The following is a 21704-nucleotide window of genomic DNA, read 5'->3' as shown; positions in this document are numbered from 1 at the left end:
GCGGCATGAGCTATTTCCTGCTGCGGCTGCGCCACGTGCGCCCCACCTTCCCCTTCGACGCCACCGAGGCGGAGATGGCGGCGATGGGGCAGCACATGGCCTATTGGCAGCAGCAGGCTGAGGCGGGGCCGGCCATTGCGGTCGGTCCGGTCTTCGATCCGGCCGGCGCCTGGGGACTGGCGCTGGTCGAGGCGGATGACGAGGCGCAAGCCCGCCGTCTGTCCGAAGATGATCCGATCACGGGGATGAACCTCGGCTTCTCCTATGAGGTGCTGCCGGTTCCATCCCTTATTTTGCGCCGGGGTTGACCCGGCATCGAGCGTTTGAGGGAGGCCCCCCGCGGGCGAATGTGATGGCGACCGAAATCCGCGTGCCCACCCTGGGCGAGTCCGTTACCGAGGCCACCATCGGCAAGTGGTTCAAGAAGCCTGGCGATGCGGTGAAGGCCGACGAGCCGCTGGTGGAACTGGAGACCGACAAGGTCACCGTCGAGGTTCCCGCCCCGGCCGCTGGCGTCCTCTCCGAAATCATCGCCAAGGACGGTGACACCGTCGGCGTCGGCGCCCTCCTCGGCGCGATCGCCGAAGGCGCTGCCGGCGCTGCTGCCGCCGCTCCGAAGGCCGAGGCCCCCAAGGCGGCTCCGGCTCCGGCCGCTGCGCCCGCTCCGGCGCCTGCCGCCGCCCCGGCCAAGGCCGCTTCCGGCGCCAATGGCCCGGCGGTCGAGCGTCTCGCCGCCGAGACCGGCGTGTCCGCCGCCAACGTCGCCGGCTCCGGCAAGGATGGCCGCGTGACCAAGGGCGACATGCTGGCCGCCATCGCCTCCGGCGCTGCCGCTCCGGCCGCTGCCCCGGCGCCGGTCGCCGTCCGCGCCCCCTCCGCGCCGGTGGATGCCGCGCGCGAAGAGCGCGTGAAGATGACCAAGCTGCGGCAGACCATCGCCCGCCGCCTGAAGGACGCCCAGAACACCGCCGCCATGCTCACCACGTTCAACGACGTGGACATGAGCGCGGTGATGGGCCTGCGCGCCCAGTTCAAGGACTCCTTCGAGAAGAAGCACGGCACCAAGCTCGGCTTCATGGGCTTCTTCACCAAGGCCGTCATCGCGGCCCTGAAGGACCTGCCGGCGGTGAACGCCGAGATCGACGGTCAGGACATCGTCTACAAGAACTACTACAACATCGGTATCGCGGTGGGCACCGAGAAGGGCCTCGTGGTCCCGGTGGTGCGTGACGCCGACGAGCTGTCGGTGGCCGGCATCGAGAAGGCCATCGCCGGCTTCGGCCGCAAGGCCCGTGACGGCAAGCTCGGCATCGAGGACATGCAGGGCGGCACCTTCACGATCACCAACGGCGGCATCTACGGCTCGCTGATGTCCACCCCCATCCTCAACGCGCCGCAGTCCGGCATCCTCGGCATGCACCGCATCGAGGAGCGTCCGGTGGTGGTCAAGGGCCAGATCGTCGTGCGCCCGATGATGTATCTCGCGCTCTCCTACGACCACCGCATCGTCGACGGCCGCGAGGCCGTGACCTTCCTGGTGCGCGTGAAGGAGACGCTGGAGGATCCCGCGCGTCTCGTGCTCGACCTCTGATCGTCCAAGCCTGACACCGGCGCGGCGGCTCTGTCGCCGCGCCGTTTCCCGACCGGGCGTCCGCCGCCCACTGACAGGCCGGTTGCGGCAGGGCCGCGCCCCACGGCCGCTGACACGAGGACGGGCGAATGAGCAGCCATCTCGCGGAATTCCTGACCATCATGGCAGTGTTTTCCCTGGCCGCCGTGACACCGGGACCGGACTTCGCCATGGTGGTGCGCCAGAGCGTGGTGCGGGGCCGCCGCGCGGGCATCATCACCAGCTTCGGCATCGGCGCCGCCATCTTCTTCCATGCGGCCTATACGGTGGCCGGGATCGGCCTGCTGGTCGCCCACTCGATCCTCGCCTTCAATGTGCTGAAATGGGCGGGTGCCGCCTATCTCTTCTACGTGGGCGTGAAGACCTGGCGCGCGCCGCCACCCAGCTATCAGGTGGATCTTGCGGACGCGCCCGCGCCGGCGGTTGCCCCCCGGCGCTACGGCGATGCGTCCGACTTCACGCTCGGGTTCCTCACCAATGCGCTGAACCCGAAGGCGGTGCTGTTCTTCCTCTCCATCTTCACCACGGTGGTGAGCCCCACCACGCCGCAGAGCATGCAGATGGGCTATGCCGCCGGCATGGCCGGCCTGCTGGTCGTCTGGTTCACGCTGGTCTCGGTGTTCTTCACCGGGCGGGCGGTGCAGGCGCAGCTCTCGCGCATCGGCCGCTGGTTCAATCGCATCACCGGCGCGGCCCTGGTCGGCCTCGGCATCCGCCTCGCCTTCCAGAGGGCCTCCGCCCACTGATCCCTTCCCGTTCGCTGCGGCCGGCTGGCCGCCCGCTTCCTTCAAGGACTGTATTCCATGGCTAATTACGACCTGATCGTCATCGGCACCGGCCCCGGCGGCTATGTGGCGGCCATCCGCGCCGCCCAGCTTGGTCTCAAGACCGCGGTGGTCGAGAAGCGCGCCACCCACGGCGGCACCTGCCTCAACGTCGGCTGCATCCCCTCCAAGGCGCTGCTGTTCGCCTCCGAGAAGTTCGAGGAAGCCGGACACAGCTTCGCCAGCATGGGCATCACTGTCCCGGCGCCGAAGCTCGATCTCGCCGCCATGCAGGCCTTCAAGGACAAGGGCGTCGACGGCAATGTGAAGGGCGTCGAGTTCCTGCTGAAGAAGAACAAGGTCGACGCCTATCACGGCGTCGGCAAGATCCTCGCCCCCGGCAAGGTGGAAGTGACCGCCGCCGACGGCACCCAGCAGGTGCTGGAGACGAAGAACATCCTCATCGCCACCGGCTCGGACGTGGCCCAGCTTCCCGGCGTCACCATCGACGAAGAGAAGGTGGTGTCCTCCACCGGCGCGCTGGCCCTCAAGAGGGTGCCCGGCAAGCTCGTGGTGGTGGGCGCGGGCGTCATCGGCCTCGAGCTCGGCAGCGTGTGGCGCCGCCTCGGCGCCGAGGTGACGGTGGTGGAATATCTCGACCGCATCCTGCCCGGCATGGACGGCGACGTGGCCAAGTCCTTCCAGCGCATCCTCCAGAAGCAGGGCTTCGCCTTCAAGCTCGGCACCAAGGTCACGGGCGTGGACACCAAGGGCAAGACCCTCAAGGTGTCCGTGGAGCCGGCCGCCGGCGGTGCGGCCGAGGTGCTTGAGGCCGACGTGGTGCTGGTGGCCATCGGCCGCGTCGCCTACACGGGTGGCCTCGGCCTTGCCGAGATCGGCGTCGAGACCGACAAGCGCGGCCGCGTGGTGGTGGATCACCACTACAAGAGCACCGTGGACGGCATCTATGCCATCGGCGACGTGATCGCCGGCCCGATGCTCGCCCACAAGGCTGAGGACGAGGGCGTCGCGGTGGCCGAGCTGCTGGCCGGCAAGGCGGGCCACGTGAATTACGACGTCATCCCCGGCGTCGTGTACACCTTCCCGGAGGTGGCTTCCGTCGGCAAGACCGAGGAAGAGCTGAAGGAAGCCGGCATCGCCTACAATGTCGGCAAGTTCCCCTTCACCGCCAATGGCCGCGCCAAGGTGAACAACACCACGGACGGCTTCGTAAAGTTCCTGGCTGACGCCGCCACGGACAAGGTGCTGGGCTGCCACATCATCGGCCCCGAGGCCGGCGAGATGATCCACGAGGTCTGCGTGCTCATGGAGTTCGGCGGCTCGTCGGAAGACCTCGCCCGCACCTGCCATGCCCACCCCACCCGCTCGGAGGCGGTCAAGGAAGCGGCCATGGCGGTCGAGAAGCGCGCCATCCACATGTGAGCCTTTCCGCGCCGGGCGACCGGCGCGGTCCTCAAACGGAACCGGCCGGCCCGCGCTGCGGACCGGCCGGTTTTGTTTTGGAGCGCACCGCTCCGCCTGTTCCCGGTGCGGGAGGCGCGCGCTCTCGGCACGAAGAGGCTCAGGTGCCCTTGGAGGGCGTGCTCTTCGTCGTGTTGGAGGCGTGCGCCGGGCAGTCGGCGAAAGCGGGGGCGGTGGCTCCGAGCAGGCTCAGGGTCACGAGGGCGAAGGCAAGACGCTTCATGGCTCATCACTCCCATCGGGTTGCGACATTCGAGAGCCTACGCCCGGTTGTGGCGTGGACCGAAGCCTGAAAGAGCGGCAAACCTGCCCCGACGGCATCTCGATGCCGCCGCTCACGCGGACGTGTCGGCCACCGCCTCGATGCGCCAGCCGTCCGGGTCGATGAGGAAAGCGGCGTAATAGCTCGGCCCGTAGTCGGGCCGCGGTCCCGGCGGGCCGTTGTCGGTGCCGCCGGCGGCAAGCCCCGCCGCATGGAAGGCATGGACGGCGGCCGCATCCGGCGCGCCGAAGGCGAGATGAAAGCCCGGCGGGCAGGAGAAGCTCGCGCCCGGCCGCTCCTCCAGCCAGAAGGGCACATTGTCCTCCAGCGCCCATTGCCCCGGCTGTCCGTAACCCGCCGAGCGCGTCCCGGTGGGCTCGGTGAAGAGCACCTCCCGTGCCAGCCCGAGGGGCGCGAGCACACGGTCATAGAAGGCCATGGCCCGGTCGAGATCGGCGACGCCGATGGACATGTGGTGGATGTTCACCTGAAGTGTCCTTGCCCTTTCTGCCCTGACACAGATTAGAGCGCGACCGGGGCGCAGGTGCATCCGACGAAAGGGGGAGGCACCCGGCCCAAGGGATCGTGCCGCAAGGTTCGCGACAGCCATGGAAAGGCCCCAAAGGCCGCACCATCTTCCTCAAGCCATGCCTGATACCGCCCCCATCCCGCCCGTGCGTCCCCGCAGCCTCTGGCGCCGCCGCCTCCAGCGCGCGCTGCTCATGGTGCTCGCCGTCGGCTTCCTCATCGAGGCTTGGCTCTGGGCGCACACGGCGCCGCTCATCCGCCGGCTGGCCGAGCTCCTGCCCTTCGAGCGGCTGAAGCAGGCCATCGGCCATTGGGCGCACCGCCTGCCGCCTTATGGCGCGCTGGTGCTGTTCGTGGTGCCGCTGATCCTCATCGAGCCCATCAACATCCTCGCCCTGTGGTTCTACGCCCACAAGCACTTCATCTTCGGCAGCCTCTGTTTCCTTGTGGCGAAGCTCGTGGGCGTCGGCCTCATGGCCTTCCTGTTCGAGGTCTGCCAGGCGCAGCTTCGCTCCATCGGCTGGTTCTCGCGGCTGTGCGACATGGTGATTGCCGCCAATGCCTGGGCGCACCGGCTGGTGGAGCCCTACAAGGAGAAGGTGAAGGCGTCTCTCGTGCGCCTGCGGCAGGACGCCGCCCGGCTGCTCGGCCTAGGCGGCGGGCGCGGGCGCTTCCGCCGCGCCGTTCTGGACCTGCGCCGGCGCGTCTTCTCCCGCTCCTGAGGCGCCATGGCCTGCGACCGCTGCGACGCGCTTTGCCTCGACTGGCCCATCCGCACGCCGGGTGAACTGGAGCACGCGCTGACGGTGGCGCGGGACAATCTCGCCGACGGAACACTGACGGAGCAGCCGGACCACCCCGATAATTCCGTGCTCCGGATGGGGCAGGACAGGGGTTGGCCGGACATCGTGTCGGTGGATTTCACCTGCACCACCTGCGGCGCGCGCTTCCACCTCGCCTGCGAAACCTATCACGGTGGTGGCGGCGGCTGGTCGTTCAGGCCCCGCTGATCGACGCCCCGCCCGCCCGGTGGATACGTCCAACAGCGTGTTATCCACCCCGATTTCGTCTTGGGCGTGCCGGCGGGCGCGTGATATGCACCGGCCATCATGGTTGAGGTCCGGCGCCATATGCGGCCGGACAGGTGGGCGCTCACTCATTCATGCATCAAGGGCTGGAGTACCGGCCGCACATCGATGGCATGCGGGCCATCGCGGTGGGCGGGGTCGTTTTGTTTCATTTCGGGCTGACGCCGCTCTCCGGCGGCTTCACCGGCGTGGACGTCTTTTTCGTCATCTCGGGCTTCCTCATCTCGAAGACGCTCTATCGGGATGTGGCCGGGGGCGATTTCTCCTTCGCGGATTTCTATGCGCGGCGGGCGCGGCGCATCGTGCCCGCCTATGTGGCAGTGTCGCTGCTCTCGACGCTCGCCGCCGGCTTGCTGCTCTATCCGCACGCGCTGCGGGATTTCGCGGCCTCGCTGCTGGCCTCCACCGTCTTCGCCTCGAACATCTATTTCTATTTCAGCGCCAATTATTTTGCGCCGGCGGCGCATGAGCTGCCGCTGCTGCATTACTGGTCGCTGGGCGTCGAGGAGCAGTTCTATCTCCTGTTCCCGCCGCTGCTCTTCGCGGCCCGGCGCTGCACGCGCCGCCGCGTGCCGCTGCTGCTGGCGGTGGTGGCTGTCGCTTCGCTGCTGTCGGGCGAGATGCTGCTGCGCTTCAATCCGGAAGCCGCCTTCTATCTGCTTCCGTTCCGGGCCTTCGAGCTGCTTATCGGCTGCCTGCTCGCGCTACCCGGCGTGCGCTTTCCGGCCCAGCCGCGCATCGCCAATGGCGCGGTGCTGCTCGGCCTCGCGCTCATCCTCGGCGGCATGGTGGCGCTGAGCGAGCGCGGCCCCTTCCCGGGCACGGACGCCCTCCTGCCCTGCGCGGGGGCGGCGCTGGTCATCTGGGGCGCGGACCGCGTGCGCACGGGGGCGGGCGCCCGCCTGCTGTCGCTGGCGCCGCTGCGCTTTGTCGGCCGCATCTCCTATTCGCTCTATCTGGTGCACTGGCCGGTGGCTTCCTTCGGCCGCCAGCTCTTTCCCTTCGCCGAGGGATGGGAGTTCTTCCTCGGCGGCGTCGCGACCTCGCTGCTGTTCGCAGTGGCGATCTATGCGCTGGTGGAAGCGCCCTGTCGCCGCTGGCTCGGCACGGTCCCCCGCGCGCTCGTGGCGAGCACTGCCGGCCTCGCCGTGCTCGCGGCCCTCGCCGGGACCATCCTTGCGCTGGGTGGATTTCCGCAGCGCGTGGAGGCCCGCGTGCTGCGGATGCTGACCTATGTGCACTACCGCCCGAACGAGGCGTTCCGGACGGGCACCTGCTTCCTCGGCCCGCGGGAGACGGCCGAGAGCCTGCGCGCCGATCTCTGCCTGCCCGCGCGCCGGCCGCTGGCGGTGCTGTGGGGCGACAGCCATGCGGCGCATTATTATGCCGGACTGGAGCCGCCGTTCGCCGCGCGGGGCTATGCACTGGGCCAGCTCACCGCCTCCGGCTGCCCGCCGCTGCCGGGCATCGTCATTCCCGCCCGCCCCAACTGTGCCGGATTCAATGACTTCGCCTTGGCGGAAATCCTGCGCCTCAAGCCGCAGCTTGTGGTGATGGCAGGCTTCTGGTCCGTGGACCCGGCTTGGCTGGAGGCGCTTGAGCAGGCGCTGTCCAGGCTGGAGGCGGCCGGCATTCCGGCGGTGGTGCTGGGGCCGGGGCCGGTGTTCCGGCGCTCGGTCCCGCTCATTCTGGCGGACCGGCAGCGGGCCGGTGACCGCGGCGTGACCTCGGGCGATGAACTGTCGGCCGGCGTGGTGGAGGAGATCGACGCCGCCGTACAGGCCGTCGTCACCCGCGTTCCGGGCGCGCGCTATGTGCCGGTGCTGGAGACGATCTGTCCGCAGCGCCAGTGCCCGCTGGCGGCGGACCATGTGCCGCTCTTCTTCGACAATGCGCACCTCACGGCCCACGGGGCGCAGGTCTTCTCCCGTGCGCTGATCGCCCGGATTCTGCCCTAGGACGGCGGCTCAGGCGCGTGGATGGGCGGCGCGATAGGCGTCCATGAGGCGCGTGGCATCCACCGCCGTATAGACCTGCGTGGTGGAGAGCGAGGCGTGGCCCAGCAATTCCTGGATGGCCCGAAGCTCGCCGCCCCGCGCCAGCAGATGGGTGGCGAACGAATGACGCAAGGCATGGGGCGTGGCGCTGTCCGGCAGGCCGAGGGCGCCGCGCATCCGCTCCACCGCCATCTGCACGATGCGCGCTGAGAGCGGGCCGCCCTTGGCGCCCCGGAACAGGGGCTTGTCCGGCTCCAGCACATAGGGGCAGAGGGCGGCATAGTCGGCCACCGCCTGCGTGACCTGCGGCAGCAGGGGCACCATGCGCGTCTTGTTGCCCTTGCCCGTCACCGTAATCTGATCGCCTCCGCCCGGCTCCGGCATCATCGACCGTGTGAGGCCGAGGGCCTCGGAAATGCGCAACCCGCAGCCATAGAGCAGCGCGATCACCGCCGCGTCGCGGGCGAGCACCCAGGGGGCGCGGTCCTCGCCCGCCCGCGTGGCGGGATCGGCCAGGGCCTTCGCATCCGAGACGGAGACGGGCTTGGGCAGGCTGCGCGGCACCTTGGGCGCGCGCACGGCGGCGAGCGCGCCCACCTTGCCGAGCCCCTCGCGCTCCAGATGCCGGCCGAAAGAACGGGCTGCCGCCATGAGCCGCACCAGCGTGCGCGGGGCCACCCCTTCCATGCGGCGGGCGGCGAGCACGGCGCGCACATCCGCGGGGGCGAGGGCCGCCATGTCGGCCACGGTGGGCCGGTGACCGAGGTGCAGCGTCAGCAGGTTGAGCACCACCGTGAGGTCGCGCGCATAGGCGTCCTGCGTTTTGGGGGAAAGGCGCCGCTCATGGGCAAGGCGCGCCAGCCAGCCCTCGACGGCCGGCTGAAGGTCCGGCGCCTGGGCCGCCAGAAGCGCCGCGCGCGAGCGGGCCGCCTTCTCCACATCCGACATGGCCATGGCTGTTCTCCTGACGCGGCCACCTTAGCCCGCGAAAATTAACGGTGCCCCTCTTGCGTCCAGATATATCGAAAGATATATGTGCTGTCGTTGTATCGTAAGATACATCATAAGGAGCAAAGACACATGTTTGGATGCAGACACCATGGGCGCGAGGAGCGCTTTGCGGCCGGTGGCCGGGGTGAGTTTGGCGGCGGCTTCGGTGGCGGCTGGGGCCGTGGCCGGCGCGGCGGCGGTGGGTTCGGCGGCGGCGGCGGCGGGGATTTCTTCCGCATCGGCCGGATGCTGGCGCAGGGCGATCTCAAGCTTCTGGCGCTGAGCCTCATCGCCGAGCAGCCGCGCCACGGCTACGAGATCATCAAGCTGATCGAGGAGAAGACCGGCGGCTGGTATTCGCCGAGCCCGGGCGTGGTCTACCCGACCCTGACCTTCCTTGAGGAAGCGGGTTATGTGACGGCCGAGCCGGACGGCGCCAAGAAGCGCTTCACCATCACGGAAGAAGGCCGCGCCTATCTCGAAGAGAACAAGGACGTGGCGGACGCGCTGGTGGGCCGCCTGTCGGAGATCGGCCTCAAGGTCGGCAAGATGCGCCGCTGGATGGGCAAGGGCGAAGAGGGCGGCGAGCCGTCCGGACTGCCCCGCCTCGTGGACGCGGCCATCGAGAACCTGAAGGACGTGGCGAAGGCCAAGCTGGCCGAGAACCCGCGCACGGAAACGCGCATCGTGGAAATCCTCGCCGGCGTCGCCAACGACCTGCGCGAGGTCTGAGCGGCCTCAAGCGCCGCAGCGACGCCGGACGGGTCGGACGCGACCCGCCCGGCGCCTGTCGCACAAAAGGGTGAGGCTCAGGCCCCTGCCACAAAAGGGGCCGCCAGCACCAGCAGGATGCCGAATACGGACATGGCCCAGACGCCCGAGCGGATGTAGGGCAGGCCAGTCGCATAGAGGGGCACATACAGCACGCGTCCCCAGAAATAGATGTGGGCGCCGCCAACGGAGAGTGCGCTATGCGTTCCTGTCACGGAAGCGATCAGCACCGCCGCCACGAACAGTGGGAAGGTCTCCATCAGATTCCGGAAGGCGCGGTCCAGCCGGCCGGCCAGCGGCCCGAGTGGCTTGACGGCTTCATCGCGTGGGCCCGCATTCCAAGCCAGCCCGCGCTCGCGGGTGGCAAGCTGGGCCGCCACAATCAACTGGACCAGAGCGAGGACACAGCTTGCGGTGAGCAAGGCGAGTTCGTGCGTCATGCCATGTTTCCTTGAAAGGGCTTGAGGGTCAGGTGGTAAAGCCCGCCCGCTTCAGCCGCACGATGGCAAGATCGAGCGCGGACAGGAAGGCGGAGCGGTCGCGGGGGGAGAAGGGTTTCGGCCCGCCGGTGATCTGACCCGCCGAGCGCAGGTCGTCCATCAGATTGCGGGTGGCGAGCGTCGCGCCGATGGTGGCCTCCGTATGGGCCTTGCCATTAGGTGCGATCACATCCGCGCCCGCTTTCACGCAGCGGGCGGCAAGCGGAATGTCCGCCGTCACCACCACGTCGCCGCGCGACACCCGCTCGGCGATCCAGTCGTCCGCCACGTCGGGGCCGCTCGCCACCACCACGCGGTGGATGCGGTCGTCGCGGGGAATGGCGATGGGCTGGTTGGAAACCACATGGACGTGGAGCGCATGGCGCTCTGCCACCTTGTAGATTTCTGCCTTCACCGGGCAGGCATCGGCATCGACATAGAGGGTGATCGGCTCGGGGCGTGCGCTCATCCTGCCGTGATGGCAGGGGTGCTGCGATGCCGCAAGCGTGTTTGCATCCTGCCGGGACGACAGGCTTGACGGCACATCGGCCGTCATGGCCAGCATCGTCCATGACCAGCCTGCTCGACCATTGCCATCGCCTTCTGTCCGGTATCCCCGGTGTCGGCCGCATTGTCCGCCATGTCAGCCGCATGGAACGGGCGACACTCGTCGTCGTCGCCTTGACGGCGGGGGCCTTCTACCTCTTCGTCGCCATTGCCGACGAGGTGCGCGAGGGCGGCACCCGCTCGCTCGACGAGCGCATCCTGCTGGCCCTGCGCGTGCCCGGCGACCTGTCCAATCCCATCGGCCCGCGCTGGCTCGAAGAATCCATGCGGGACCTGACCGCGCTCGGCGGCACCACCGTGCTCTCGCTGATGACGCTGGCGGTGATCTGCTTCCTGCTGATGGTGCGCAAGCGCCAGACGGCGCTCATCGTCCTGCTTTCGGTGGCGGGCGGGGCGCTGCTCTCCACCCTCTTCAAATGGGGCTTCTCGCGCCCCCGGCCGGACCTCGTGCCCCACGGCATGGCGGTCTATTCGGAGAGCTTCCCGAGCGGCCATTCCATGATGTCCGCCATCGTCTATCTGACGCTCGGCGCGCTGCTCGCCCGTACGCAAGCGCGCTGGCGGGTGAAGGCCTTCCTGTTCGGCCTCGCCATCGCGCTCACCTTCATCGTGGGCGTGAGCCGGCTCTATCTCGGCGTCCACTGGCCGACCGATGTCCTCGGCGGCTGGACGCTGGGCGCCGGCTGGGCCGCTTTGTGCTGGCTGGTCATGCTCTATCTGCAATCGCAGGGCGAAGTGGAGCCGGAGGAGCCGGCCCGCGATCCGGACGCCTGAGAGCGGGCCGCCCGGAGCAATCGGCGGACCTGTATCCGTTCTCCCTTCCGTCATGCCCGGGCTTGTCCCGGGCATCCACGCCGGGCCGACGGTGCAGACCTTTGAGAGTGTGCCCGGTGGGCGGCCCGTGGATCGCCGGATCAAGTCCGGCGATGACGGTCCGAGGGAGGGAAACGGGCCCCGGAGCAGGCCGTCCCACGGAAGCGGCGCCCCAAACGCAAACGGCCGGCGCGAGGCCGGCCGTTCAGAGACAGAAGCGCCGGACGATCAGTCGAACAGGCTCGACACGGACTCCTCGTGCGCCGTGCGGGCGATGGCCTCGCCGATGAGGGTGGCGATGGGCAGCACGCGGATGTTGCGGGCCACGCGGACCGCCTCGGTCGGCAGGATGGAATCGGTGATCACCAGTTCCTTGAGCTTGGAGGCGGTGATGCGGGCCACCGCACCGCCCGAGAGCACGCCGTGGGTGATGTAGGCGTGCACTTCCTTGGCGCCGCGCGCCAGCAAGGCATCGGCCGCGTTCACCAGCGTGCCGCCGGAATCGACGATGTCGTCCACCAGGATGCACGAGCGGCCGGAGACGTCGCCGATGACGTTCATCACTTCGCTCTCGCCGGGGCGCTCGCGGCGCTTGTCGACGATGGCGAGCTGGGCATCGATACGCTTGGCGAGCGCGCGGGCGCGCACCACGCCGCCGACGTCCGGCGAGACCACCATGGTGTTGCCGAGCTCGAACCGTTCCTTGATGTCGCGCACCATCACCGGGGCGGCATAGAGGTTGTCGGTGGGAATGTCGAAGAAGCCCTGGATCTGGCCGGCGTGCAGGTCCAGCGTCATCACGCGGTCGGCGCCGGCGTGGGTGATGAGGTTGGCGACGAGCTTGGCGGAGATGGGCGTGCGGGGCGCGGGTTTGCGGTCCTGCCGGGCGTAGCCGAAATAGGGCAGCACCGCCGTGATGCGCTTGGCCGAGGAGCGGCGCAGCGCGTCGATGATGATGAGCAGTTCCATCAAATGGTCGTTCGTGGGGAACGAGGTGGACTGCACCACGAACACGTCCTCGCCACGGACATTTTCCTGAATCTCGACGAAGATCTCCATGTCGGCGAAGCGCCGCACCACCGCCTTGGTCAGCGGCGTTTCCAGGTAAGCGGCGATCGTCTCCGCGAGCGCGCGATTGGAGTTACCCGCGACCAGTTTCATGGATCTGTTCTCTTAAGGGTATGCGGCCCGTCCGGAAGATCGGGCACCGGAATCCTGTCGGCGCCCTGATAGGCATCCCGGTCCCGACTTGTAAAGACGCAGATTCAGCGGGACGCGTATGCGAGGCCGGGGGCCTCGGCGGCGGAGGGGCCGAAGGGCGACGCGCTGGCCACCGGGACTCCGCCCACATCCACGGGCGCGCTGGAGGGCGCTGTGGCCGGCGCCGGCTGCTCGGCGACCGGAGGAGCGGCTTCCGTCGGTCCGGCGGGGGCGGCGGCCGCAGGGGCGGACGCCGTGGCGCTGGCGGCGGCGTTCGGATTGCCGACCTGGAGGGTCTCGGAGAGGCTGGCGATGGTGGTCCCCGCGATGCGGGCGATCACCTCGTCGTCGCAGGAGGCCCAGGCGCCACCCTTGGCGGACTTGATGGTCTCCGTGCCGGTGATGCGGGCGACGCGCTGCTTGTCGGCGTCGAACACGTCCCAGGCGTAGTTGACCAGCGTCTTGCCCTTCTCGGTGTGGGCCGAGACATAGCCGCGGATGCGGTAATTGGCCGGCTGGGTGCGGGAGACGAGGGCAACCTGCTGCTGCTCGGCCTGGTCGGCGAGCTTAGTTACCAGCCGGTCGAAGGTCGCCTTAGGCGGGCCGTCGATGGATTCAAAGGCCAGCGCCTGATTGGAGCGGGAGGAGCCGGAGGCGACGCCGGTGCCGTCCGTCTGGCATCCGGCGAGCGCGAGACCCGCGCCGAGCAGTGCAAAACGGGCGAGCCGCCCAACGAGGGCACCCCATCTCACGTGGCTCGTCGCGTCCGTCATGCCGCAACCCTTCTTCACATTTCGTTAAGGAGAAGGGGTAGCGTTCTTCCGGCTCGAGGTCCAGAAGTTCGGTTAAGGTATCGTTAATCGTGATCGGAAGCCGGCTTTCTGTAACGGTTGTTGGCACCCTGCGGCGCCGATCCGGAAGGTCCGGCGGCGCCCGGAAGCTCAGCGCGAGGCCTGGCGGAAGCGCAGATAGACCCGCTGGCCGATCATGAAGGGGTTCGGCGCGTCGATGAGCAGGACCCCGTCGGCCACGCGCACGTCTACTCGTTCCGTTGCGTCCGCCGTGCGGCGGGTATCGAGGAAGGGGCTGATGCGCAGCAGCCGGCCGGTGCCGGTGGACTGGTCGTCGCTCTCGGCAGTGATCTCCGCCTCCATGCCCGGACGCAGCAGCCGGACGAAGGGCTCCTGGATCTCCGCCTTCACCACCAGCGGCGCGTCGGGTATCAGCACGAACATCTCCGTCATGGCGGCACCCGACATGACATCGCCCGCCTTGACGTTGCGCCGGGCGACGATGCCGGCGACGGGCGCCCGCACCTGACGCTGCTCCATCTCGTAGCGCGCGGTCTCCATCTTCGCGGTGGCCTGCGCGAGGGCAGCTTCCCCGAGCCGCAGGTCCGCCGTGAGCGCGGCGAGGGCAGCTTCCGTCTCGTCGAGCGCCTGGGGGGAGATGGCCTGCTCCTTGGCCGCCCGCCGCATCCGCTCGGTCTGCCGCAACTGGGCGGTGCGCCGGGCATCCAGCGCCGTGCGCCGCGCCTGCGCCTCGGCCACCTCCGCCTCGGCGGCTCGCAGGGCGATGGCGGCGGCGCGCGTATCGAGCTCGGCCAGAAGGTCGCCGGCGGCGACCCGCTGCCCCTCGCTGACCCGCACCTCCCGGACGATGCCGTCCCGGCTCGCGAGGATGCGCGAGAGGCCGCCCTCCACGTCCACGCGCCCCCGCGCCGCGGCGACGATGCCGGACTGCGCGGACAGGTTGGGGTCGGCCTGGCTCTCGTCAGGTCCCAGCAGCGCCCAGGCGCCGATGCCGAGGCCGATGCAGGTCAGCAGCCCCAGCGCGACGGTGGTGAAGCTGTCCAGCCGTCTCATGCCTGCGCTCCGGCGGGCAGGGCCGGCGCGGGGCCGCGGCGGTCGCGGATGAGGCATCCGTCCTCCATTTCCAGAATGCGATCGGCGCGGGCGATGAGGCGCGGATCGTGGGAGACGCAGGCCACGAGGGCGCCGCTCTCATGGGCGATCTGCCGGAGCAGATCGGTGACGCGCGCGCCGTTCACGCTGTCCAGCGCGCTGGTCGGCTCGTCGGCGAAGAGCAGGGCAGGGGCCTTCACCACGGCGCGGGCGATGGCCACGCGCTGCTTTTCACCGCCCGACAGCTCCGCCGGGCGCAGATGGCGCCGCCGCCACATGCCGACCAGTTCCAGGGCTTCGCCGGCCTGTTCCACCGCCTGCGCGTGCGGCACGTCCAGATAGTCGAGGGCGATCTGCACCTGTTCGAGGGCGGTGAGGGCAGGAAACAGGTTGAAGCCCTGGAAGACGAAGCCGCAATGGGCGAGCCGGAAGGCGTCGCGGGCCGCGTCGTCCAGCTTGCCGAGATCGATGCCGAGCGCGTGGACACTGCCGCTGTCCGGCCGCGTAAGCCCGCTCATGAGCGAAAGCAGCGTGCTCTTGCCGCAGCCCGAGGGACCGATGATGAGGGACATTTCCCCCGGCCACAGGTCGAGGGAGACCTGGCGTAGGGCTTCGGTCCGGATGTTCTGCACCATGTAGGATTTCGACAGGGCGCGGGCGCTCAGATGGGGCGGCATCAGCTATCTCAGCAGGGAGGCGGGATCGGCGCGGCGCAGCGGGCGCAGGGCCAGCAGGCCGGCGACCAGCGCCACCGAGAACACGACGAGGGCCGAGAGCAGCATGATGCTGCCGCGCAGCTCGAACGGAATGGCATTGAGCCGCGCTAGCAGCGCCGCCAGCAGGCTGCATGCGAGGCCGAGGACGAGCCCTGCCGCGCCAACGAGGCCCGCCTGCTTCAGCACGATGCGGCGCAGGTCCGTGAAGGGCACGCCGAGCGCCCGCAAGGTGGCATATTGCGTGGTGGAGGCGGCCACCGCCGCCATGAGCGTCTGGCTGGTGATGAGCGTGCCCACCAGCATGGCGATGAGGGTGGCGAAGACGAAGCCGATGCCGGCCCCCGATTCCAGCAGCCAGTAGCGGACCGAACGGTTGGCGAGGTCCTCGGCGGTCCAGCTCTCGAACCGGGCCTTGCCGGCGAAGGACTGGAGGCGCCGCCGCACGGCGGAGGTGAGGCGGGGGTCTTCCACGCCGGCGAGGAAATAGGTCGCCTTGTCCGCGCCCCGCAGGGCCGGGTCCAGCAGGCGGGCGGTGCTGAGCGAGGTGACGACATTCACGCCGCCCATGGAGCGCAGATTGTCGGTCACGCCGACGATGCGCACCATGTGGCCGTTGATCTCGGCGGTGGCGCCGATGTCCGTGGCGAGCTTGTCGAGGTCGCTTTCGTCCACGAGGATCGTGCCTTCCTCCTGGAGCAGCACGCGCTCGCGCGGCGTCACCGAGCGGGCGAGGCCGAGGCCGTCCCTGCGCGTGTCGATGCCCACCAGCGTCACGCTCATGCCGCCGCCCCGCGCGCCGCGCCAGTCGCCATTGCCGAGCAGCAGCGTCTCGAGGCGCGAGATGCGGGGATCCATCAGGATGTCGGCGGCGATGCCGGAATCGATGGGCCGGCCGAGATCGGCGCTCGGCGTGCCGGGAAAGCCGACCCAGAGGTCCGCGCGGGACTGGGTGACATAGAGGGCGTTGGCCCCCACGATGCCGAGCAGCAGCGCGCCCTGCACGATCATGAGCACGCCGGAAAAGGCGACCGAGATGGTGGCGGGGAGAAAGCGGCGCCATTCGTGGATCAGGCTCTTGCGCGCCAGGGGGACGGCCATGCCTTACTCCCGGCCCGCGACGGGCGCGGCACCGCCCAGCGCCTTGTAGAGCGCGACGAGGGCCACCGCTTCCACCTCCTGCGCCTGCACGAGGCGGCGGCGACGGTCCAGCAGCGCGGTTTCTGCCTCCCAGAGCCGGGCGCGGTCGGCGAGCCCCTCGCTGGACAGGACGCGGGCCGAACGCTCGGTCTGCGCGGCGGCGGCAACCGCCGCTTTCTGCCCGGTGACTGCCTTGCGGCTGGCGCTCAGCGCCGCGAGGGCGTCGGAGGCCTCCTTGTAGGCGTCGAGCACCGTCTGGCGGTAGGCGGCCTCGGCCTCCTCCACCTGCGCCTTGCGGGCGGTGAGGTTGGCTTCGCGCCGGCCGTAATCCAGCAGTGGGATCTGGAGCACGGGACCTCCCGCCACACCGAAGGCTGAATTGGTGAAGGGCGCGCCGGCGCCGATGGTGCCGACGAGGCGCAGCTTGGGATAGAGGTCGGAGAGCGCGATGCCCGCCTCCGCCGAGGCGCGCAGGACGCGCTGCTCGGCCGCCCGCACGTCCGGGCGCGCCCGCAGCAGGTCCGCCGGGTGGCTGGCGGGCAGCCCTTCCGCCGGCATCGGCTGGGGACCGGCCGTTTCCAGCGCCGGATCGGGTGTGGCGGAGCCAAGCAGCGTCGCGATCTGAAGCCGGAGGCTTGCGGCGCGGGCATCGAGGTCGGCCAGTTCGGCTTTCGCCTCGGCCAGGGCAAGGGCGGCCTCCGCCTCTTCGCCCAGCGCGGCAAGGCCCGTGCGGATGCGGGTCTGCACGAGATCGGAGCGCTTGCGCCGGGCCTCCAGCGCGGCGCGCGCGATCACATGCTGCTGCTGGACCGCGCGCAGCATGATGTAGGCCCGCGCCACTTCCGCCGTGACGGAGATCTGCACACTTTCGAGATCCGCCGCGACGATGGCGGCGGAGGCGGTGGCCGAGCGGTTTGCGTTCTCCGCAAGGCCGAAGAGACCGACGTCCCAGCTCATGTCGAAGCCGGCCATGAGCGGACGGCGCAGCGGATCGTCGGTTTCCGAGGGATTGGTGGTGGCGATGGCGGTGCCGCCGGCGCCGGCCGTGGGCAGGAACAGGGTGTTGGCCGCTGCCGCCTGCGCCCGGGCGGCGGTGAGCCGCGCGCGGGCCTGCGCCACCGAGAGGTTCTGGTCCATGGCCTGATCCACGAGCCGGCTAAGGGCGGGGTCGCGGAAGGTGCGCCACCAGTGCCCGGTATCGCGACGGGCCAGCGGCACATCCGCAGCCGCATAGGCGGAGGGCAGGGCCGGTGCCTCGGCCGTCGTCTCCGGCAGGGCCGCGCATCCGGCGGTGAACAGCGCCAGACCGAAGGCGCAGGAAACCCCTCGCCGGGCCTTTCGCATCCCCCAAGGCCCCAAGGCCCCTTCCATGGGCTCGCGCCCCACCACCGACCGCATCCGTTTTTCTTCCCGAGCGGAAACCCTGCCGAACCGCCCGCGACAGATCACCGGGCGGCTTCGGCGAACGCGTGGGACGGGCGCCGTCGGCCACCGGGGACATCCCGCAGCGTGGCGAGAGGCATGGGGGTGCTGGATTGCCGCAACATTACGGGCTTCGCACCCGTGACGCCGATGCGAGACATGAGGGCGAGCGTGCGTTCGATGACGACGTTGCGCTGCCGGTCCAGCGTCACGATGTGGTAACTGTCGTCCAGCACCGTCAGGTCTGCGATGCCACCGAGACGCCCGGCAATATGGGTGCTGTTGCGCAGGCTGCTGATATCGTCCGTGCGGGCATGCAGCAGGATGGCCGGGGCCTTCACCTCCGGCAGCTCCCGCCGGACGCGGGCGCTGATCCGCCATAGCTCCCGAAGGGCATGGGCCGGCGTTCCGGCAAGACCAGCCTCCGCGCTGTCGCCCCCCAGCATGGCGGCGGCGACGCGGGCGCGGATGCGCGCATCGCGGATGCCGAAGGGCTCGCGCTCCACGAACCGGTAACGGCGGCCGATGGGCGTATAGACCGCGACCTTCAGCAGCGCGCGATACCACGGCATGGCCCAGCCGTCGTACCAGAGCGTCGGGGCATAAAGGGCAAGGCCATGCACGTCCGATCCGCGTCGGGCCGCCAGATGCAGGGCCAGCACGGCACCGAGCGACAGCCCGCCGACCACCACCCGCTCGCACCGGGCAGAGAGGCGGTCGAACGCGGCTTCCACGCTCGCGTACCAGTCCTGCCAGCGTGTGGCGACGAGATCGGCCTCCGTCCCGCAATGACCCGCGAGCGTGCAGCAATACGCGGTGTGCCCCGCCGCGTGGACGGCCCGCGCGATGCGCTTCAGCTCGACGGGTGTACCACCGAGGCCGTGGATGAGCAGCAGGCCTGTCGGGCCGCCCTCGTACAGGATGTCGTGCACCGATGCGGGGTAAGAGGTGTCACTCTGGGCGCTCACGGAAGATGTCCTCCATCAGCCGCAGCAACTGGGCATTGGCTCGGGCGTTGATGACCGCGTGATCTGCGGCGCGGACGCGCCGGCAGTCATGGTCGGTGAAGGCGAGAAAGCGCCGCCACGGATCGCGGAAGCGGGCGGGCGAATAATCGCCGCAGACATCCATGCCGACGATGCGGTGGCGGGTGGCGATGCGACGGAGCAGGACGAGTGCGTGGACCAGGGACATTTCGCCCTGGTCCCAGTTGGTCAGGGCGTCCGGCTCGCAGAACACGTCCTTGTCGAGGGTGATCCAGACTGCGCGGGTGGGGATGCGCCTTGGCAGGTCCGAGAGGAAGCTCTCCCATGCCGCGCCGCCCACGTTGTGCCAGCGGATCGTGTTGCCCGTCCAGCCGGAGGCGGCCGACATGCGGGCGCTCAGGAGCCGGGAGGGCGGGTGGCGCCACGGATAGACCTCCAGCGCCCCATCGGCGAGGGCGCGCAGGTTCGCGCCCTTCAGGTCCGGCGCGGCGAGATCCGGGCTGCAGGGGCCGATGGTGATGACCTTGCGCACATGGGGGAGGCGCAAGGCGCGGCTGACCCATCCGCCGCAGTTGAAGGTGGGCGGAAAGGTCAGCCAGTCCGGATGGTTGTCGAGATGGATGACTGTCACCGGCTCGTCGACCCGCCGCAGCAGGCCGGCGGTGAGGTGATGGAAGTCGCCGGAGCCGTAGAAGAACATGTCGGCGTCGCGCCCCGGCGGCGGCAGCCGCCCGAGGAACGCTTCCATGGCGCGGCGGCCGCCCGTGAGCCGGAGCTGGGGTGCGAGATCGCGCATCTCGACGAATGTCGCCGCCCCGGCGGCGCGGCGATCGAGAAACAGCGGCTGCGCGGCGACGCTTCCGTCAAGATCGAGGACGCACAGCCGCATGTCTCAGCCCCGGGTCACGCGGGTGAGGAGGAGATCCAGCAGGCGGATGGCCTGGTCGATCTCGGACTTGGTGATAAGCAGCGACGGGGCGAGAGTGACCACGTTCTTGTAGTAGCCGCCGATATCCAGCACGAGGCCGTGGCGACGCCCGTCGAGTTCCAGATCGGCGGCCAGCGCGATGTCGACCATGCGGTCAACAAGGGCCTTGTTGGGCGTGTGACCGTCCTCCTCGCAGATCTCCATGCGCAGGGCGAGACCCAGCCCGTCCACGTCGCCCACCACCTTGTGGCTGCGCTGGAGATACTGGAGGCCTTCCAGGAAATACGCGCCCTTGGCCATGACGGCGGCGCCGAAATCCTGCTCTTCCTCCACCATGCGCAGCGTCTCCAGCGCCACGGCGGTGCCGAGCGGATTGGAGGCGAAGGTGGAGTGGGTGGAGCCGGGCGGGAACACCTCCGGATTGATGAGCGCATCGCGCGCCCAGATGCCCGAGAGAGGGTTGAGCCCGTTGGTGATGGCCTTGCCGAAGACGAGAACGTCGGGCGTGACGCCGAAATGCTCGATGGACCAGAGCTTTCCGGTGCGATAGACGCCCATCTGGATCTCATCCACCACGAGCAGGATGCCGTGGCGGTCCAGAACCTTCTTCAGCTCGATGAAGAAATTGTGGGGCGGGATGACATAGCCGCCGGTGCCCTGAATGGGCTCCACGAAGAAGGCGGCGCATTCGGCCTCGCCCGCCTTCGGGTCCCATACGCCATTGTATTCGCTCTCGAACAGGCGCTCGAACTGCTTCACGCAGTGGAGGCCATACTCCTCCTTGTCCATGCCCTTGGGGCCGCGGAAATGGTAGGGGAAGGGCACGAACAGCGCGCGGTCGAAGTGGCCGTAGCGGCGGCGATAGCGATAGGACGAGGTGATGGCGGAGGCGCCGAGCGTGCGCCCGTGATAGCCGCCCTCGAAGGCGAACATGGTGCCCTTGCCGCGCCGGGCGTTGCGCACCAGCTTGAGCGCATCTTCCACCGCCTGCGACCCGCCGACGTTGAAATGCACGCGGCCCCCGGCGCCCCATGTCTTCTCGGCATGCTGGGCGATGGTCGCGGCCAGCTCGATCTTCTCGGCGTGGAGATACTGGCTCGCCACCTGCGGCAGGCGATCGAGCTGGCGGGTCAGCGCCTTGTTGAGCCGCTGGTTGCCATAGCCGAAATTGACGGCGGAATACCACATCTGGAGGTCCAGATAGGGCACATCCTCGGCGTCATACATATAGGAGCCCTGGCAGCGGTCGAAGATCTTCGGCTCGCTGTAGTGCACGGTGTCGCCGTGCGAGCAGTAGCGCTGCTCCAGGGCGAGCAGCCGGGTCTCGCGGCTGACGTCGAACGCGCTCGGGCGGGTGCCTCCGGCGGCGAGGTGACGGGCGGGGATGTTCATGGGACGGCTCCGTTCTTGAGGGTGCGGACGGGCGCGTGGGTCAGCCACTGCGCGACATCGCCCAGGGTTTCGAAGGGCAGGTAGGAAATGCCGTTGCGGCGGCAGTGGTCGGCGAGCTTCGATTTTGCGAAGACAATCTGCGCGGTCTCGGCCACGCAGAAGTCCGAACGCCCGTCGCCGATCAGCACCACGGCCTCGCTCTCCGCGAGCGCGAGCCCGCACTTGCAGGTGCCGGCACCGCATTCGGAGGCGGCGTTGGGGAAGGCCAGCGACCAGTGCCCGCCGGACAGGGCGACGAGACGGTTCGCCCGCACCGGCAGGCGCAGATCGTAACGGGCAAGCACACGCATGATCACGCGATCAAGACCATCCGAGACGATGGTGAGCGGAATGCCCCTGGCCCGGCACTGGTGCGCCAGATCCGGAAAATGGGGGTCGACCGCGATCTGGTCGGCGAATGCGTCGAGTTCCGCGGCCGAGGCCCGGATCAGCGCCACCTGCCGGCGCATGCATTCCATCGAGCCGATGCGGCCGGATTCCCAGTCCTGCTCCACGTCGCGCCAGGACGGGTGGGCAAAGGATTCGAGGATCAGATCAGTTGTATCTTGCCTTGTGATCGTTCCATCAAAGTCGAGCATGATGGTCATG

At 69.2% G+C, this 21704-nt stretch carries 24 protein-coding genes; 9 read left to right on the top strand and 15 right to left on the bottom strand.

The features are described from left to right. Positions 1–5: 5 nt before the first annotated feature. From AZC_RS20575 to lpdA, 4 genes are all read left to right on the top strand, one after another. Positions 6–308, top strand: coding sequence for a YciI family protein (locus AZC_RS20575; protein ID WP_043879652.1), 303 nt, complete (start codon positions 6–8; stop codon positions 306–308). 44 nt (positions 309–352) lie between these two features. After that, the gene (odhB, locus tag AZC_RS20570; RefSeq protein WP_012172531.1) at positions 353–1591 is read left to right on the top strand and encodes a 2-oxoglutarate dehydrogenase complex dihydrolipoyllysine-residue succinyltransferase; all 1239 of its coding nucleotides are present in this window, start codon (positions 353–355) and stop codon (positions 1589–1591) included. Positions 1592–1719: 128 nt separating this feature from the next. Next, on the top strand, positions 1720–2376 hold the full coding sequence (locus tag AZC_RS20565) for a LysE family translocator (RefSeq protein ID WP_012172530.1): 657 nt from the start codon (positions 1720–1722) through the stop codon (positions 2374–2376). A gap of 57 nt (positions 2377–2433) precedes the next feature. After that, positions 2434–3837 (top strand): dihydrolipoyl dehydrogenase, encoded by a 1404-nt coding sequence (lpdA, locus tag AZC_RS20560; RefSeq protein ID WP_012172529.1) that lies wholly within the window; start codon positions 2434–2436, stop codon positions 3835–3837. 139 nt (positions 3838–3976) lie between these two features. Here the strand turns inward: lpdA and AZC_RS26315 are convergent, their stop codons facing one another. Both AZC_RS26315 and AZC_RS20555 read right to left on the bottom strand, forming a co-directional pair. Continuing rightward, positions 3977–4099, bottom strand: a complete 123-nt coding sequence (locus AZC_RS26315; RefSeq protein ID WP_012172528.1) for a hypothetical protein — start codon at positions 4097–4099, stop codon at positions 3977–3979. A gap of 112 nt (positions 4100–4211) precedes the next feature. Next, a complete protein-coding gene (locus AZC_RS20555; protein WP_338010015.1) occupies positions 4212–4625 on the bottom strand; it encodes a VOC family protein in 414 nt (137 codons plus the stop codon). 160 nt (positions 4626–4785) lie between these two features. Between AZC_RS20555 and AZC_RS20550 the strand changes: the two genes are divergently transcribed. The 3 genes from AZC_RS20550 to AZC_RS20540 all read left to right on the top strand — a co-directional run bounded on the left by AZC_RS20550 (position 4786) and on the right by AZC_RS20540 (position 7712). Further along, positions 4786–5388 (top strand): hypothetical protein, encoded by a 603-nt coding sequence (locus AZC_RS20550; protein WP_043879651.1) that lies wholly within the window; start codon positions 4786–4788, stop codon positions 5386–5388. A gap of 6 nt (positions 5389–5394) precedes the next feature. After that, positions 5395–5676 (top strand): hypothetical protein, encoded by a 282-nt coding sequence (locus tag AZC_RS20545; protein ID WP_012172525.1) that lies wholly within the window; start codon positions 5395–5397, stop codon positions 5674–5676. 152 nt (positions 5677–5828) lie between these two features. Then, a complete protein-coding gene (locus AZC_RS20540) occupies positions 5829–7712 on the top strand; it encodes an acyltransferase family protein (protein ID WP_043879650.1) in 1884 nt (627 codons plus the stop codon). A 9-nt stretch (positions 7713–7721) separates the two neighbouring features. On the opposite strand, the gene AZC_RS20535 is transcribed toward AZC_RS20540, so the two are convergent. Continuing rightward, a complete protein-coding gene (locus AZC_RS20535; protein ID WP_012172523.1) occupies positions 7722–8705 on the bottom strand; it encodes a tyrosine recombinase XerC in 984 nt (327 codons plus the stop codon). Between the two features lie 126 nt (positions 8706–8831). Here AZC_RS20535 and AZC_RS20530 point away from each other — a divergent pair, with 126 nt between their 5' ends. Further along, complete coding sequence (locus AZC_RS20530; RefSeq protein ID WP_081434064.1) at positions 8832–9473, top strand: PadR family transcriptional regulator; 642 nt, start codon at positions 8832–8834, stop codon at positions 9471–9473. 77 nt (positions 9474–9550) lie between these two features. Here the strand turns inward: AZC_RS20530 and AZC_RS20525 are convergent, their stop codons facing one another. Beyond that, positions 9551–9952 carry an MAPEG family protein gene (locus AZC_RS20525; RefSeq protein ID WP_012172521.1) on the bottom strand — a complete coding sequence of 134 codons (402 nt, stop codon included), beginning with the start codon at positions 9950–9952 and terminating at the stop codon, positions 9551–9553. Positions 9953–9980: 28 nt separating this feature from the next. Continuing rightward, on the bottom strand, positions 9981–10460 hold the full coding sequence (locus AZC_RS20520; RefSeq protein WP_012172520.1) for a YaiI/YqxD family protein: 480 nt from the start codon (positions 10458–10460) through the stop codon (positions 9981–9983). 101 nt (positions 10461–10561) lie between these two features. On the opposite strand from AZC_RS20520, the gene AZC_RS20515 reads away from it, so the two are divergent. Next, positions 10562–11332: a phosphatase PAP2 family protein gene (locus AZC_RS20515; RefSeq protein WP_012172519.1), complete on the top strand. Its 771-nt coding sequence runs from the start codon at positions 10562–10564 to the stop codon at positions 11330–11332. 267 nt (positions 11333–11599) lie between these two features. Here AZC_RS20515 and AZC_RS20510 read toward each other — a convergent pair whose 3' ends face one another. The 10 genes from AZC_RS20510 to AZC_RS20465 all read right to left on the bottom strand — a co-directional run bounded on the left by AZC_RS20510 (position 11600) and on the right by AZC_RS20465 (position 21703). After that, complete coding sequence (locus AZC_RS20510; protein ID WP_012172518.1) at positions 11600–12532, bottom strand: ribose-phosphate pyrophosphokinase; 933 nt, start codon at positions 12530–12532, stop codon at positions 11600–11602. A 104-nt stretch (positions 12533–12636) separates the two neighbouring features. Next, positions 12637–13344: a hypothetical protein gene (locus AZC_RS20505; RefSeq protein WP_043879649.1), complete on the bottom strand. Its 708-nt coding sequence runs from the start codon at positions 13342–13344 to the stop codon at positions 12637–12639. A 168-nt stretch (positions 13345–13512) separates the two neighbouring features. Beyond that, complete coding sequence (locus AZC_RS20500; protein ID WP_012172516.1) at positions 13513–14436, bottom strand: efflux RND transporter periplasmic adaptor subunit; 924 nt, start codon at positions 14434–14436, stop codon at positions 13513–13515. Further along, complete coding sequence (locus tag AZC_RS20495; protein WP_012172515.1) at positions 14433–15152, bottom strand: ABC transporter ATP-binding protein; 720 nt, start codon at positions 15150–15152, stop codon at positions 14433–14435. Before AZC_RS20495 ends, AZC_RS20500 begins: the two co-directional genes overlap by 4 nt. Positions 15153–15155: 3 nt before the next feature. After that, positions 15156–16289 (bottom strand): ABC transporter permease, encoded by a 1134-nt coding sequence (locus AZC_RS20490; protein ID WP_012172514.1) that lies wholly within the window; start codon positions 16287–16289, stop codon positions 15156–15158. A 3-nt stretch (positions 16290–16292) separates the two neighbouring features. Then, the gene (locus tag AZC_RS20485; RefSeq protein ID WP_081434062.1) at positions 16293–17726 is read right to left on the bottom strand and encodes an efflux transporter outer membrane subunit; all 1434 of its coding nucleotides are present in this window, start codon (positions 17724–17726) and stop codon (positions 16293–16295) included. A 47-nt stretch (positions 17727–17773) separates the two neighbouring features. After that, on the bottom strand, positions 17774–18718 hold the full coding sequence (locus tag AZC_RS20480) for an alpha/beta hydrolase (RefSeq protein ID WP_052286027.1): 945 nt from the start codon (positions 18716–18718) through the stop codon (positions 17774–17776). Continuing rightward, positions 18702–19625 (bottom strand): hypothetical protein, encoded by a 924-nt coding sequence (locus AZC_RS20475; RefSeq protein ID WP_012172511.1) that lies wholly within the window; start codon positions 19623–19625, stop codon positions 18702–18704. The genes AZC_RS20480 and AZC_RS20475 overlap by 17 nt, the downstream gene beginning before the upstream one ends. Positions 19626–19628: 3 nt before the next feature. Beyond that, positions 19629–21056, bottom strand: a complete 1428-nt coding sequence (locus AZC_RS20470; RefSeq protein WP_012172510.1) for an aspartate aminotransferase family protein — start codon at positions 21054–21056, stop codon at positions 19629–19631. After that, positions 21053–21703 carry an MtnX-like HAD-IB family phosphatase gene (locus AZC_RS20465; protein WP_043880571.1) on the bottom strand — a complete coding sequence of 217 codons (651 nt, stop codon included), beginning with the start codon at positions 21701–21703 and terminating at the stop codon, positions 21053–21055. The genes AZC_RS20470 and AZC_RS20465 overlap by 4 nt, the downstream gene beginning before the upstream one ends. Between the last annotated feature and the right edge of the window lies 1 nt (position 21704).

It is taken from the genome of Azorhizobium caulinodans ORS 571 (assembly GCF_000010525.1).
Lineage (GTDB): Bacteria > Pseudomonadota > Alphaproteobacteria > Rhizobiales > Xanthobacteraceae > Azorhizobium > Azorhizobium caulinodans.
This window is presented reverse-complemented; position numbering and strand designations above follow the sequence as displayed.

What these genes read in the sequence shown, in the direction of transcription:
- AZC_RS20525 (WP_012172521.1), bottom strand. Translation starts at nt 9,952, where the DNA reads ATGACGCACGAACTCGCCTTGCTCACCGCAAGCTGTGTCCTCGCTCTG.
- AZC_RS20490 (WP_012172514.1), bottom strand. Translation starts at nt 16,289, where the DNA reads ATGGCCGTCCCCCTGGCGCGCAAGAGCCTGATCCACGAATGGCGCCGC.
- AZC_RS20545 (WP_012172525.1), top strand. Translation starts at nt 5,395, where the DNA reads ATGGCCTGCGACCGCTGCGACGCGCTTTGCCTCGACTGGCCCATCCGC.
- AZC_RS20495 (WP_012172515.1), bottom strand. Translation starts at nt 15,152, where the DNA reads ATGCCGCCCCATCTGAGCGCCCGCGCCCTGTCGAAATCCTACATGGTG.
- lpdA (WP_012172529.1), top strand. Translation starts at nt 2,434, where the DNA reads ATGGCTAATTACGACCTGATCGTCATCGGCACCGGCCCCGGCGGCTAT.
- AZC_RS20520 (WP_012172520.1), bottom strand. Translation starts at nt 10,460, where the DNA reads ATGAGCGCACGCCCCGAGCCGATCACCCTCTATGTCGATGCCGATGCC.
- AZC_RS26315 (WP_012172528.1), bottom strand. Translation starts at nt 4,099, where the DNA reads ATGAAGCGTCTTGCCTTCGCCCTCGTGACCCTGAGCCTGCTCGGAGCC.
- AZC_RS20515 (WP_012172519.1), top strand. Translation starts at nt 10,562, where the DNA reads ATGACCAGCCTGCTCGACCATTGCCATCGCCTTCTGTCCGGTATCCCC.
- AZC_RS20475 (WP_012172511.1), bottom strand. Translation starts at nt 19,625, where the DNA reads ATGCGGCTGTGCGTCCTCGATCTTGACGGAAGCGTCGCCGCGCAGCCG.
- AZC_RS20505 (WP_043879649.1), bottom strand. Translation starts at nt 13,344, where the DNA reads ATGACGGACGCGACGAGCCACGTGAGATGGGGTGCCCTCGTTGGGCGG.
- AZC_RS20575 (WP_043879652.1), top strand. Translation starts at nt 6, where the DNA reads ATGAGCTATTTCCTGCTGCGGCTGCGCCACGTGCGCCCCACCTTCCCC.
- AZC_RS20540 (WP_043879650.1), top strand. Translation starts at nt 5,829, where the DNA reads ATGCATCAAGGGCTGGAGTACCGGCCGCACATCGATGGCATGCGGGCC.
- AZC_RS20530 (WP_081434064.1), top strand. Translation starts at nt 8,832, where the DNA reads ATGTTTGGATGCAGACACCATGGGCGCGAGGAGCGCTTTGCGGCCGGT.
- AZC_RS20500 (WP_012172516.1), bottom strand. Translation starts at nt 14,436, where the DNA reads ATGAGACGGCTGGACAGCTTCACCACCGTCGCGCTGGGGCTGCTGACC.
- AZC_RS20535 (WP_012172523.1), bottom strand. Translation starts at nt 8,705, where the DNA reads ATGGCCATGTCGGATGTGGAGAAGGCGGCCCGCTCGCGCGCGGCGCTT.
- AZC_RS20485 (WP_081434062.1), bottom strand. Translation starts at nt 17,726, where the DNA reads ATGCGGTCGGTGGTGGGGCGCGAGCCCATGGAAGGGGCCTTGGGGCCT.
- AZC_RS20550 (WP_043879651.1), top strand. Translation starts at nt 4,786, where the DNA reads ATGCCTGATACCGCCCCCATCCCGCCCGTGCGTCCCCGCAGCCTCTGG.
- AZC_RS20510 (WP_012172518.1), bottom strand. Translation starts at nt 12,532, where the DNA reads ATGAAACTGGTCGCGGGTAACTCCAATCGCGCGCTCGCGGAGACGATC.
- odhB (WP_012172531.1), top strand. Translation starts at nt 353, where the DNA reads ATGGCGACCGAAATCCGCGTGCCCACCCTGGGCGAGTCCGTTACCGAG.
- AZC_RS20470 (WP_012172510.1), bottom strand. Translation starts at nt 21,056, where the DNA reads ATGAACATCCCCGCCCGTCACCTCGCCGCCGGAGGCACCCGCCCGAGC.
- AZC_RS20465 (WP_043880571.1), bottom strand. Translation starts at nt 21,703, where the DNA reads ATGACCATCATGCTCGACTTTGATGGAACGATCACAAGGCAAGATACA.
- AZC_RS20565 (WP_012172530.1), top strand. Translation starts at nt 1,720, where the DNA reads ATGAGCAGCCATCTCGCGGAATTCCTGACCATCATGGCAGTGTTTTCC.